This window comes from Bacteroidales bacterium, assembly GCA_029210725.1.
Lineage (GTDB): Bacteria > Bacteroidota > Bacteroidia > Bacteroidales.
In genome coordinates, this window is record JARGFM010000010.1 from 1 (window position 1) to 12,508 (window position 12,508).

At 48.7% G+C, this 12,508-nt stretch carries 11 protein-coding genes, 1 tRNA gene and 1 pseudogene; 10 read left to right on the forward strand and 3 right to left on the reverse strand.

The features are described 5' to 3' along the window. Nucleotides 1–136: 136 nt before the first annotated feature. Nucleotides 137–271 (forward strand): annotated as a pseudogene (locus tag P1P86_06980) (IS1595 family transposase). Between the two features lie 350 nt (nt 272–621). Here P1P86_06980 and P1P86_06985 read toward each other — a convergent pair. Next, nucleotides 622–694 (reverse strand) — tRNA-Met (locus P1P86_06985). Nucleotides 695–854: 160 nt separating this feature from the next. Continuing rightward, the gene (locus tag P1P86_06990; GenBank protein MDF1574923.1) at nt 855–3,092 is read right to left on the reverse strand and encodes a tetratricopeptide repeat protein; all 2,238 of its coding nucleotides are present in this window, start codon (nt 3,090–3,092) and stop codon (nt 855–857) included. Between the two features lie 217 nt (nt 3,093–3,309). Here P1P86_06990 and P1P86_06995 point away from each other — a divergent pair, with 217 nt between their 5' ends. The 9 genes from P1P86_06995 (at nt 3,310) to P1P86_07035 (ending at nt 12,199) form a co-directional block, all read left to right on the forward strand. Next, the gene (locus tag P1P86_06995) at nt 3,310–3,750 is read left to right on the forward strand and encodes a ubiquinol-cytochrome c reductase iron-sulfur subunit (protein MDF1574924.1); all 441 of its coding nucleotides are present in this window, start codon (nt 3,310–3,312) and stop codon (nt 3,748–3,750) included. An 8-nt stretch (nt 3,751–3,758) separates the two neighbouring features. Continuing rightward, nucleotides 3,759–5,108, forward strand: coding sequence for a cytochrome b N-terminal domain-containing protein (locus P1P86_07000; protein ID MDF1574925.1), 1,350 nt, complete (start codon nt 3,759–3,761; stop codon nt 5,106–5,108). An 8-nt stretch (nt 5,109–5,116) separates the two neighbouring features. Beyond that, nucleotides 5,117–7,162 carry a c-type cytochrome gene (locus P1P86_07005; GenBank protein MDF1574926.1) on the forward strand — a complete coding sequence of 682 codons (2,046 nt, stop codon included), beginning with the start codon at nt 5,117–5,119 and terminating at the stop codon, nt 7,160–7,162. Between the two features lie 117 nt (nt 7,163–7,279). Then, a complete protein-coding gene (locus P1P86_07010) occupies nt 7,280–7,543 on the forward strand; it encodes a hypothetical protein (GenBank protein ID MDF1574927.1) in 264 nt (87 codons plus the stop codon). 18 nt (nt 7,544–7,561) lie between these two features. Beyond that, nucleotides 7,562–8,425: a M23 family metallopeptidase gene (locus tag P1P86_07015; protein ID MDF1574928.1), complete on the forward strand. Its 864-nt coding sequence runs from the start codon at nt 7,562–7,564 to the stop codon at nt 8,423–8,425. 2 nt (nt 8,426–8,427) lie between these two features. Further along, nucleotides 8,428–9,576: a 1-deoxy-D-xylulose-5-phosphate reductoisomerase gene (locus P1P86_07020; protein MDF1574929.1), complete on the forward strand. Its 1,149-nt coding sequence runs from the start codon at nt 8,428–8,430 to the stop codon at nt 9,574–9,576. A gap of 5 nt (nt 9,577–9,581) precedes the next feature. Then, entirely contained in the window at nt 9,582–10,901 is a 1,320-nt protein-coding gene (rseP, locus tag P1P86_07025; GenBank protein ID MDF1574930.1) for an RIP metalloprotease RseP, read from the forward strand. 52 nt (nt 10,902–10,953) lie between these two features. Continuing rightward, nucleotides 10,954–11,172, forward strand: coding sequence for a twin-arginine translocase TatA/TatE family subunit (tatA, locus tag P1P86_07030; protein ID MDF1574931.1), 219 nt, complete (start codon nt 10,954–10,956; stop codon nt 11,170–11,172). After that, nucleotides 11,159–12,199 (forward strand): DUF4837 family protein, encoded by a 1,041-nt coding sequence (locus tag P1P86_07035; protein MDF1574932.1) that lies wholly within the window; start codon nt 11,159–11,161, stop codon nt 12,197–12,199. Before tatA ends, P1P86_07035 begins: the two co-directional genes overlap by 14 nt. A 53-nt stretch (nt 12,200–12,252) precedes the next feature. On the opposite strand, the gene P1P86_07040 is transcribed toward P1P86_07035, so the two are convergent. Continuing rightward, nucleotides 12,253–12,477, reverse strand: a complete 225-nt coding sequence (locus P1P86_07040; protein MDF1574933.1) for a hypothetical protein — start codon at nt 12,475–12,477, stop codon at nt 12,253–12,255. Nucleotides 12,478–12,508 lie beyond the last annotated feature (31 nt).

Consider the following 12,508-nt stretch of genomic DNA (forward strand, 5'->3'; position numbering starts at 1 on the left):
TTGGATCTTCTGGAGCATGAAGAAAAAGAGCTGGTTAAACAGAAATTGAAAAAACAGGTGTTTTCTTTGAGACACTAGTTACAAGGGGTTCGCAATTGATAATGAGATTGAACACCATGCCATACGCGCGGATTTAAAGCAGTTTGTCAAACAAAAAGTGTATCACGTACAACATGTAAATTCAATTGACAGCAGGCTAAAGAAATGGCTAGAGTACCAATTTGGAGGCGTTTCCACAAAATACCTTCAAAAATATCTAAACTGGTTCAAGGCCAAAGAAAAGTTGAAGGAGTCAAAGGATTTTCTAAAAGAATTTACCAATAAATCCCTTGAAGATACTACAGCACGCAACAGGTACAAGCTGATTGCTCAAGGGTATGAAGAATTGATCAAATCAACAACGCAAAATTAAACTATAGCCTACTTTTATTGTATATAATTGAATTTTAGACTAATACACATTATGCCACTATGTGGCCATGCTTTTTCTTTTTAAAACAGCTATCAAATATCGAACTTCAAAAGTAAATGCCCTGTTTAGTGCAAAGCGTGTATTTATAAGGAATACAGAAGGTGATAAAAAAGAAAAACCCACCGAAAACGGTGGGTTGTCCTGCTTAGTAGCGGGGGTAGGACTTGAACCTACGACCTTTGGGTTATGAGCCCAACGAGCTACCAACTGCTCCACCCCGCAATATATCTTAGAAATGAATCTTCTTTTTAGAACGCTGCTTACCCGGTAAGCGGATGCAAATATAATGGAATTTGGGTGATTCTCAAAATTAATGAGACTCTTCTCCAAAGGGAGTTTTTTCTCGGAGGATGTAAGACTCGTATACCTGCATGAAGAATCCTTAATTTTTTAGAATTCCGTAGATCTGCTGGTAGTTGGAATCGTCGGGATAATATTCCATCAGTTTTTCGGCATACTTGAAAGCCTCTTCCGGCATTCCGTTCTCCATGGAGATGGTGGTCAGGCTGTAGAGGATGTTCCGGTCGTAAGGATGTTTTTTTACTCCTTCCCTGAGGACTTTCAGTGCTTTCTCGGGTTCTTGTTGTGAATTGAGACCGATGGCATAAACGTAAAGGTAGTGAGGATCTTCCGGATCGTGTCTGCTTGCATTTTCCAGGTAGATCATCGCTTCGGCATGTTCTCCCTGCCTGACTTTGAGCAGTCCCAGCGCATAATGGATGGCGGCCAGGTCGGGATATTTTTCCAGGGCACTTTGCAGTACCCGGGCACCTTCTTCATCCCGGTCCATCCTCCGGTAAAGATCAGCCAGGTTAATATAGGGTCCCACCAGACCCGGCTCAATCCCGATGGCCTCCTTGTAGGATGCCTCCGCTTTTTCGTACTGGCCGGTATTCAGGTAGAGGTTCCCAAAGTTCAGATGGGTGGTGGGGTGATCGGCATTGATCATCAGGGAGGCATTGTACTCTTCCAGAGCTGAATTCAGCTGAGCGAGGGCTTCCCCGGGAATCAGGTTACGGGCCACCCCAGCCAGGGCGTTGGCAGCCATCAGTCGTACCAGTTTTACGCTGTCGGTCAGCCTGGGGACGGCCAGGTCCCGGATTAATTCTGGTTCGGCAAATTCAACCACGGTCATGGTGGCATAACGGATCAGGGGATCGGGATCCACAATGGTCTGCTGGAGCAGTGTCACAGTGGCCGCATCGGGATAGCCACTCAGCAGGGAAATGGCATTGGCTCTGATCATGGGGGCTTGATCCTGGTCTGCTCCTAGTCTTAGCAGTTTTTCCTGGGCTTCCGGGTAGCGCTGGCGCCCGGCCCAGAAGGTTTCCCCGTAATGAGTCCGGTCCAGGAGTTCCTGGCCGTACCATTGACGGAGGTAGTCGGTGGCCCACCCGGTGCTTTTTTCCGGGTGGCACTGGTTGCAGGCGTTGGGGGTGCCCAGCTTGTCCGACAGATCGGGGCGGGGAATACGGATGCTGTGGTCGCGACGCGGATCTACAACCATATAGGTGCGTTCGTGCATATGGCACTCAAAACAGCTGGCTCCCTCTTTGGCAGGATCGTGGAAGTGGTGTTTCCGGGGTCCGTATTCGGTGGCCATATGGCAGCGGTAACAGAGGGCGTTCCCATCCACATATACCTGGCCGCTGTGGGGTTCATGGCAATCCTTGCAGACCACCCCGGCCTGGTACATTTTACTCTGCAGGAAAGAGGCATATACATAGACCTCATCCAGGATTTGTCCGTCGGGGAAATAGAGATTCTCCTCCAGCAAAGATGGCCAGTGAGTTTCCAGCAAGGACCCGCCATGGTAGTAGTCTTCCGTAGCCACAGATCTTCTGGAATGGCATCTCGAGCACATCTGAACCAGTTCGTCCGACTGCCTGGCGACCGAACGCCGGGCGCTTACCGAGTCGGGATCGAATATCCAGGTGGCATTGTCGGTGTCTTTCAGGCGGACCACCAGTCCCATATCGGGGTAAATGTCGGGACTGCTGCCCGCTTCAACCTTTTCGGCCCAGTCGATATGTTCCGAGCCCGGTCCGTGGCAGGCCTCGCACGATACATCAATTTCAGACCAGGTAGTGTTGTAGGATTTTTGGCTGTAGGAGTAGTTTTTATGCAGGTTGGTGGAGTGGCACTCGGCACACATGTAGTTCCAGTTCTGGGTGATTCGGGTCCAGTGAAGGATATCGTCCGGCCGAATAGCTTCATCCTGGTGGATATGGAACCATCGTTGTCCTCCCTCATCCTCCGGACGGGTATCCCAGCAGATGGGAAGACACTGGTACCGTCCTCCCGGAAATTCGATCAGATATTGCTGCAGGGGCCTGACTCCAAATACATAGGAAATCTGGTAGTCGAGCATTTCACCTCCGGGTCCTTCGGTATGTACCATGTACTTTCCATCGGACATAAAGAAACGGGAGGTGACCCCGAAATGGGTGTAGCTGACATTATTAAAATCGCCCAGAACGGTCCCGGCAGTGGCTGTGTCCATGGCCTGATCGTGATCGGAACCCTGGAAGAGATTGTATTGTTTTTCGTGGCACTCCCTGCAGCTCTCCCTTCCCATGTATTTGGCTGTTTGTTCCAGATTCCGGACCTGGGGTTCCATATTTTCTAGCTGATCCGCACGCGTACAGTTGAAAAAAATTGCAAAGGATATGAATAGTAATGAAATACCTCCGGTCAGGCGGGGGCAACAGACCTTCTTCATGTCTAAATATCTCGAAATGATGTAATTTCAAATGTATATAAATTAGAGAAATCGACTCCAATGTACGTTCTATTCAAAAAGAATCTATATAATTTTAGTGTTTTAACTTCCGGGTATGAAAAGAAGGAGTTTTATGGGGAAGGCCGCCCTGGGTCTGGTGACCCTTTCGGGAGTGATGGCAGCCATCAGTTATTTCAGGCAATTCTTCCCGAGACTGGCCGGTGAAAAAAGACGTATTGTGCTGGACGATCTCCGGAAATATCCTGTTGACACCTTTACATTTCTGGAAGAGCATAATCTCTATGTATATCGCGATCATGAAGGGATTAAGGCTGTATCGGCCATTTGCACCCACCTGGGGTGTATCCTGGAAAAGGGGATGGACGGATTCGAATGCCCCTGTCACGGCTCCTGCTATAACAATGATGGAGAAGTGCTCTCTGGTCCGGCCCCGCACAACCTGGCCTGGTACCGGGTAAGCAGGGACGCCAGTGGGAAAATTGTGATTGACCCGGGGAAGAGCGTTTCTTCCAGCGATAAATTCTTAAGCTCCTGACAGGCTCCATGGAAAGGAACAACAAAGCTTCAGGGATTATCAACCGGAATTTTTTCCTGCATATCCATGCAAACCGGGTGCATGTACACTCCATGAAGCCCACTTATACCTTCGGTCTGGGGATTATACTGGGTTTTCTGTTCCTGATCATGCTTTTTACGGGGATTGTGCTGATGATATATTATACCCCCTCGGTAGAGACGGCCTATCAATCGGTGAAAGATATTGTACAAATAGTGCCCGGGGGACGAATCATACGGAATATGCACCGGTGGGCATCCCAGGGGATGGTCATGGTGGTTTTTCTGCATATGCTCCGGGTTTTCTATACCGGCTCCTACCTGGGGAAGCGCTCCCTGAACTGGGTGATCGGGGTGGTGCTTCTGGTGATAACCCTGCTCAGTAATTTCAGCGGTTACCTTCTTCCGTGGGATCAGCTGGCCTACTGGGCGGTGACCATTGGTTCCAATATTGCGGCATCGGCCAGGGAACTTACCGACTTGCTGGGTATTACAAATGTTTTTGATCCGGGTGGGTTTTTGAAAAAACTCCTGATCGGCGGTGAAACAGTGGGACAGGCTGCCCTGTCTCGGTTTTTTGCCCTGCATGTGATTTTCCTGCCTCTTTGCATGCTGATCCTTCTGGGGATTCATTTCTGGAGGATCCGGAAGGACGGAGGCCTGAGCCGGCCCCTGCAATATGCAGGTGATAAGGGCAATACAAACAAGTGGTACGCCTGGCCGGTCCTGATGTGGACCGAACTGGGGCTCCTCCTGCTGGTGGTGCTGGTTGTTTTGTTTATTGCCCTGGTGGCCGATGCACCACTGCTGGAGCAGGCTAATCCATCTTACCCTGAAAACCCTGCCAAATCACCCTGGTATTTTCTTGGCATTCAGGAAATGGTCTCTTACTCCGCTTTTGCAGGTGGACTGCTGATCCCCCTGCTTTACCTGGGGTTTCTGATTTCCATACCCTACCGTGACCGGGAAGATGCTTATGTGGGACTCTGGTTTTCCGGGAAAAAGGGATGGAAGGTAGTCTGGCGTTCGGCTCTGTTCGCCTTGGTTCTGGTTGTGCTGCAGCTTATGGTATTGATCCGGTTTGGCTGGCTGCGCGACTGGTTCCCGGGGATCTCCCAGTGGTTTGTGATGCTGTTTAACCCGGCTACCATCACTGGAGGCGTTTTCATCCTGGTGGCAGAGCTGACGCGCCACAGAAGCCAGTCCACACGTATGGGGACTTTATCGCTTTTTACCACCACCTTCCTGGCACTGGTCATATTCACGGTCATTGGAATCTGGTTCAGGGGTCCCAACTGGGAGTTTTTCTGGTCACCTGAGCAGTGGCCGCTTCTATAGTTATGAGGATGGATGAGCAGAGATACAGAAACAGGGCACAGTTGTTCGTGCTGATTGGCGCAGGATTGCTGCTACTTTTGCTCATTGCTGCTTGGATCAGTGAGGGTATGAGTAAAGAGTGGCGGCGGGTTCAGAAAGAATATGCGGCTATCCTGGAGGATAAGTCAGAACCAGGCTTTGATGCCTTTGAGCGGGGTATTTTCCAGCTTGATCTGCCTGCATTTAAGCGTTCCGACCGCTGTGTTTCCTGTCATCATGGCCTGGAGAATCCGGATATGAAACAGCAGCCACAGCCCCATACCACTCACCCGGGCAATTTCCTGGCGGACCATCCCGTACAACAGTATGGCTGCACCATCTGTCACGGCGGACAGCCCGGGGCACTTTCCCGCGAGGAGGCCTTTGGTCAGCATCCCGATACGCACTGGCCCTATCCCTTACTGGAGCAGCCCTATATCCAGTCCTCCTGTGGAAAATGCCACCTGGCCATTTTCAACGATAAGGCCATGGATGGTCCTGAAGCCGGTTTGTCCGGAATGCCGGACGGGATGGATCAGTTTTTAAGTGGAAAGACCATCTTCTCTGCTGAAGGCTGCCTGGGTTGTCACCAGGCCAGGGGGGTTGGAGGTATCCTGGGGCCCGATCTTACGGAACAGGGAGAGAAGACCAAGCATGAGTACAGCTTTCAGAATATCCAGGGGGATCAGACCATCTCCAACTGGCTCAAGGAACATTTCAGGAATCCCGAGATGGTTTCGCCCGGATCTCAGATGCTCAGGATCAATTTGGATGAGAAAGAGATGGAAACTCTGGCAACCTTTGTGATGGGCCTGGCCAGGCCCGATATCTCCTTTGACTATTTTTCCATGGCCACCCTTAGTGAGTTTAAGGGGAAGCGGGAGGCTCTGGAGGGAGAAGTCGGCTACGCCAGTTTCTGCTCTGCCTGTCACGGTAAAAGCGGTGAGGGGAAAGGCTATGAGGAATTTAAAATAGGAATCCCTGCCATTGGGAGTCCGGATTTTCTCCGGGTCGCCTCCCCGGAATATATCCGTTTTACCCTTGAAAAGGGCCGGAGCCTTCGCCAGATGGGTAGCTGGGAAGAAGAAATCTCCGGCCTGAGTCCGGAGGAGCTGGATGGAATCACCGTGCATCTGAAAGGGCTGATGGGATCTGGCAGTGCCCTGGATCTTACCGGTAAACGGGAAGACAGTCAAAGGGGCAGGCAACTGTTTGACAGGTATTGCACGACCTGTCATGGGGACGAAGGCCAGGGGGGCGTGGCCGTAGCTCTGAATCAGGATGGACTTCTTGGCAGGGCCGACGATCGCTTTATTGCCGAAACCCTCTTAAGGGGCAGACGGAACACCGCCATGCCGGGCTGGTGGAACCTGGAGGGCGGGCAGCTTGCCGACCTGCTTTCCTATGTTTCATCCTGGAGAAGGAGCACACCTTCAACGGGTGATATGGAGTTGCCGGAAGCAGATCTGGAGCAGGGTGCATTTCGTTATCATTTCCTTTGTTTTCGTTGTCACGGCGAATTCGGCGAGGGTGAAACCGGACCCTCCATAATAAACAGGGATTTTCTGGAAGCTGCAAGCGACCGGATGTTGTATGAAACCATTGCCCTGGGGCGCGCCCATACGGCTATGTTTGGCTGGTCGGCCGATGTGTATAATCAGGAGAAACTGGGAATTCAGGATATCAGTAATATCATCGGACATATGCGTTCATCTGCGAAAAGTAAACTAAGCTATGTGCACCAGGGCAGTAATCCCGGGCAACATCCGAAAGGAGCGATTCTCTTTGAACAGCACTGTGCTGCCTGTCACGGAAAGACAGGCGAGGGCCTGAAAGCACCGGCCCTTCAGAACCAGGAACTCCTGAGCGCTGCCTCCAATGGCTACCTGCTGGCCACTATCACCCTGGGAAGATCCGGAACCGCCATGCCTTCATGGGGTTATGAAGAAGAAGAGCATCCACAGCTTAGCGGGGAAGAGCGCCTGGACCTGGTTGCGTATATCCGTTCTTTCCAGAGGATTCATCTCAAGTTTTAGTATTATTCGACTGATAATCAATTTGTAAATAAGATTATGGTCATATATTAATTGCAGGCAGGAAACTTTTTTCAGGATTTCACGTATTTTGAAGTAACCTAAAGACCAGGGCTGCATATGAGTTATAAAGTTTTCGTACTCTATTCTTTTCCTAACGACAAAATTTTCGTTGGCTATACCACCAGCTTAACCGATTACATGATTACCTTGAATGTGATGGAATCTGATAATCCGCTTTACCAATTCCGGCCGTGGACCCTGGTGCATATGGAACTCTTTGTTAACGAGGATGAAGCAATGGTCCGGGAAGGGTTCCTCAGGCAGGAAATAGGTCAGGCTTATATAAGAAGAGAGATCCTTCCCATGTTTGATTTCCAGTAAAGGTGCTATCTTTGTGCCATGTCGGAAAAATCACCAAGGAAGCTGTTTCAGAAGCTTATCCATAAGTACCGGGTGGTCCTTTTGAATGAGGACACATTCGAAGAGGTGGGTAATATGAGACTGACCAGGCTGAACCTGATTGCCCTGGTTGGCGTTGTCCTGTTTCTTCTGGTTGCCATCACCTATGTCCTGATTGCTTTTACCAGTATTCGTGAACTGATTCCAGGCTATCCTGATGCGGCCATGCGTCAGCATATTCGCACCAATGCCATGAAACTGGATTCACTGGAGAAGGAGCAGTCTGTCAGGGACCAGTATTTTGATAACCTGAACAGGATTATTTCGGGCAACGCTCCCGAGCTATACATGAATGACACCACCTGGATAGTTGATTCCCAGGAAATCAATTTCAGGCGTTCTAACAATGATTCTATACTCAGGCAACAGGTGCAAGCCGAAGAGCAGTTCAGGTTGAGCGTCCTGGATGATTCGCAGGGGAGCCGGAACCTCACCGAGTTGCATTTTTTTACCCCGGTCCATGGCATTATCACCGGCGCGTTCAGTCCGGTCGACGGCCATTTTGGAGTAGACCTGGTGGCAGAACCAGACAAGGTGGTGAAAGCTGCCCTTGACGGTACGGTTACCATGTCGACGTGGACTCTTGAAACCGGATATGTGATACAGATTCAGCACAATCATGAGCTGATGACTGCCTACAAGCACAATGCCAGCCTCTTTAAAGCAGTGGGTGAGAAAGTTTCTGCAGGAGATGCCATCGCTATTGTGGGTAATTCGGGAGAGCTAACCACCGGTCCACACCTTCACTTTGAGCTCTGGCATGATGGGGTGCCCATGAATCCCGCCGATTATATCGTTTTTTAATCATGCAGAAAAGAATTGCTATACTGGGCTCCACCGGATCCATAGGTACACAGGCACTGGAGGTCATTTCGCAACACCCTGATAAATTTTCCGTGGAGGTCCTGACCGCTTTCAACAATGTGGACCTGCTAATTGAACAGAGTTTGCGTTATCAGCCCAATATGGTGGTTATCGGAAATGAGCAGCATTACAATAAAGTCCGGAGGGAACTTGAAAGCCAGCCCATCAAGGTGTTCTGCGGCGAAGATGCCATCGCACAGATAAGCTCCTTTGATTCAGTGGATATGGTATTGACTGCCATGGTGGGATTCAGCGGATTAAAACCAACCATCGAAGCGATCAGGGCGGGTAAAAGCATTGCCCTGGCCAATAAGGAAACTCTCGTTGTAGCGGGAGAGTTGATTATGAAGGAGGCAGAGCACAAAAGGGTAACGATTATCCCGGTTGATTCGGAGCATTCAGCTATTTTCCAGTGTCTGGCCGGAGAGGGGTATAACAGCATTGAAAAGATTATTCTGACTGCTTCGGGCGGACCATTCCGGGGACGGGAAAGAGAGGAATTGGAACTGGTTACCCCCGAACAGGCACTTCGTCATCCCAACTGGTGCATGGGGCCCAAAATAACCATTGATTCGGCCACACTGATGAACAAGGGCCTGGAGGTGATTGAGGCCAGGTGGTTGTTTGGTATGGGTACTGATAAAATAGAAGTGGTGGTTCATCCACAATCCATTATTCACTCCATGGTGCAGTTTACGGATGGATCCATCAAGGCTCAGATGGGTTTGCCCGATATGAGACTTCCCATACAGTATGCATTTAGCTATCCGGAACGGTTTTCATCAGATTTTGAAAGATTTGACTTTAGAAACTATCCCAGCCTGACATTTGAGGACCCTGATACAAAAAATTTTCGTAATCTTGCACTCTCTTATGAGGCGCTGAAAGTGGGAGGGAACTGGCCTTGCATTCTGAATGCTGCCAACGAAGTGGCGGTGGACGCGTTCCTTAAAGAGAAGATTGGTTTCCTGGCGATACCGGATCTTATTGAGAGTACTTTAAACAGATCGGACTTTATCAAAGCTCCTGAACTGGAAGATTATTATAACTCTGACCTGCAGGCAAGACGGGTCGCCCAAGAACAAATATAACAGGAATGGATGTAATTATTAAGATAGCCCAATTACTGGTGAGTTTATCGATTCTGATAGTCTTTCATGAATTGGGGCACTTTACACTGGCCCGGATTTTTAAAGTCAGGGTCGAAAAGTTTTATCTTTTTTTCGATGCGGGTTTTTCCCTGTTCAGAAAGAAAATTGGAGATACGGAATATGGGATCGGATGGCTCCCGTTGGGTGGTTATGTGAAGATAAGCGGGATGATTGATGAATCCATGGACCGTGAACAGATGAAGCAGCCTCCCAAGCCCTATGAGTTCAGGTCCAAAAAGGCCTGGCAGCGCTTATTGATTATGCTGGGAGGAGTGATCGTAAACTTTTTGCTGGCTCTGTTTATCTATATCCTGGTGTTTTTCAGCTGGGGGGAAGAATATGTTCCGGTTGACCGCATGGAATATGGCTACTTTTTTGTGGAGGAGTTTAAGGAACTGGGATTGGAGAACGGGGATAAGATACTGGCCCTGGATGGGGAAAAGGTGGACCGGTGGATCTCCATACATCATGATATTGTGGTGAATGAGACCAGGGTGATCCAGGTGGAACGCGATGGAATGCTTATGGACCTTCAGGTTCCCCAGGGGCTGACCTCTAAATTATTAAAGTTGGAGTACGTTATGGAACCCAGGGTGCCCTGTGTGGTGGATGGGTTCCCTGAGGATGGCAATATGGCCAGGGCGGGCATGAAACCCGATGACAGGATCATTGCCGTAAACGGTACTCCCATTCAATTTTACGATGAATTCGTTGAATTAACCAGGAAGGAGGGAAATACCACCTTTGACCTGACTGTATTACGCGGTACAGATACAATTCCGGTACAGGTTTCGACCGATGAGAACGGATACTTTGGTTTTTCAAGAAAACTCTACAATGATTTCTTTGAGCCGGTGGTGGTGAAGTATTCATTTTTGCAGTCCATTCCAGCGGGGATAAACCGGGGCTTTGAAATTACAGGCAGTTACCTGAAACAGCTTAAGATGCTGTTCAGGCCCGAAACCAAAGCCTATGAAGAGCTTGGAGGCTTTATTAAGATTGGCAGCATCTTCCCTTCCACCTGGGACTGGGAACGGTTCTGGAATATGACCGCATTTCTTTCCATTATCCTGGCCATTATGAATATTCTCCCCATTCCGGCCCTGGATGGCGGGCATGTTATGTTCCTTCTGTTTGAGATAGTATCCGGAAGGAAACCGGGGGATAAGTTTTTGGAATATGCACAGATAGTTGGAATGGTGTTGCTCCTGAGCCTCTTGCTTTATGCAAATCTGAACGACATCATTGGATTATTTAGGAATTAGAACGATTATATTGCTATTTTTGTAGTACAAACCTTATAAATATTAGAGATCGATGGAAGCTTTTATAACCCTTGCAATAGGAGTTTGGCAAATTGTAGTGATTGTTTTGCTTGTCCTGCTGCTTTTTGGCGGACGCAAAATACCTGAACTGATGCGTGGTGTGGGACAGGGAATGCAGGAATTTAAGAAAGCTACTTCAGACAATGCCGATGATGAAATCATAGTGGACGATACAGAGGACACTAAGAAAGTCAAAGATGGTAAGAAGTAAAATTCTTGGAATTCATAAGGCCTGTCAGCTTGTGCGGACAGACTTTTTTGTCTTTGTGATCATCCTGTTGATCAGTGTATCGTGCGATACAGCGAAACAACAGGGTGGAATGGCAGGAAAGATCATGCCCAATATCACCGGTGGAACGGGAGAGGTACTCGTGGTGATGGACCAGTTTAATTGGGAAAATTCAACAGGAGAGCTGCTTCAGGATATTCTGAAGGAGGAGTATCCCGGACTTCCCCAGTCTGAACCTCTTTTTGATGTGATCCAGGTTACTGCATCCTCCTTTGATGGGGTTTATCAGTTTCATCGCTCCATTATTCTGACGATTGTTTCATCCGGCCTGGAACCCAGGATCAGGTACAGAGAGAACATCTGGGCCAAACCGCAGATCATGGTCCAGATTGAAGCACCCACTGCCACAGCACTGAAACAACTGATCGAAGATAACGAGGACCAGATCAAAGGATTTCTGGTTCAATATGACCGGAACCGCCTGATGAATGTCTACAGAGAGTCCAAAGATCCGGGAATTCAAAAAGAGATTGCCAGTCATCACCAGGTGCGTCTGGCGATCCCCAGAGGTTATAATATGGATTTCAGTAAGGAGGATTACACTTCGGTATCCATCGAATCGCCCGACCTCTCCCAGGTAATTCAGGTATTTGATTTTCCGGCCAATGGTCCGGAGGATTTGAATATTGCCAATATTATTGAGAAGCGGAATAGCTTTACAGCGAAATACACGGAAGGCCCGAGAGATAATTCCTATATGGTTATCTCCCGCATGTTTGAACCTATTGCATACGATTTGAAAAACAACAATATGGATGTGCTCGAATTAAGAGGATTGTGGGACCTGGAAAATGGTTTTATGGGAGGTCCCTTCGTGAGTCATTCCGTATATGATGCCCAGAGGGGACGAATAGTCACCGTGGATGGATATGTGTATCATCCCAACCAAAAGAAGCGTGTGAAGTTAAAGCAGCTGGAGGCGATTATCTACTCCATGGAACTTATCTGAACCGTTCCAGGCTTTCAAGCTTAGCTTTTATCCGGTCCCCGGGATCAGGAGCTTTATTTGGTGACAAAAAGGTTTGGCTTTTCAAATTCGAACAGAGTAGGATAATCCTCATCAAACTTCTTCAGGATCCCGGTCATTATGACCTCCCGCATAAATTTGGATTTATTACGGATCTTATACTTATCGCAATAGAGCTTGATAGCTTCCTGCTCCCTCTGGTTGAATAGAATGGAGGTTCTATGGGTCCTCCTGAGCTTCTCGTTATTCTTCTGATCCACCTGATTAAACGGTTTAGTATGGCCAAAAATA

Excerpts from the sequence above, each read along its gene's own strand:
- P1P86_06990 (MDF1574923.1), bottom strand. The coding sequence starts at position 3,092 with ATGGAACCCCAGGTCCGGAATCTGGAACAAACAGCCAAATACATGGGA.
- P1P86_06995 (MDF1574924.1), top strand. The coding sequence starts at position 3,310 with ATGAAAAGAAGGAGTTTTATGGGGAAGGCCGCCCTGGGTCTGGTGACC.
- P1P86_07000 (MDF1574925.1), top strand. The coding sequence starts at position 3,759 with ATGGAAAGGAACAACAAAGCTTCAGGGATTATCAACCGGAATTTTTTC.
- P1P86_07005 (MDF1574926.1), top strand. The coding sequence starts at position 5,117 with ATGGATGAGCAGAGATACAGAAACAGGGCACAGTTGTTCGTGCTGATT.
- P1P86_07010 (MDF1574927.1), top strand. The coding sequence starts at position 7,280 with ATGAGTTATAAAGTTTTCGTACTCTATTCTTTTCCTAACGACAAAATT.
- P1P86_07015 (MDF1574928.1), top strand. The coding sequence starts at position 7,562 with ATGTCGGAAAAATCACCAAGGAAGCTGTTTCAGAAGCTTATCCATAAG.
- P1P86_07020 (MDF1574929.1), top strand. The coding sequence starts at position 8,428 with ATGCAGAAAAGAATTGCTATACTGGGCTCCACCGGATCCATAGGTACA.
- rseP (MDF1574930.1), top strand. The coding sequence starts at position 9,582 with ATGGATGTAATTATTAAGATAGCCCAATTACTGGTGAGTTTATCGATT.
- tatA (MDF1574931.1), top strand. The coding sequence starts at position 10,954 with ATGGAAGCTTTTATAACCCTTGCAATAGGAGTTTGGCAAATTGTAGTG.
- P1P86_07035 (MDF1574932.1), top strand. The coding sequence starts at position 11,159 with ATGGTAAGAAGTAAAATTCTTGGAATTCATAAGGCCTGTCAGCTTGTG.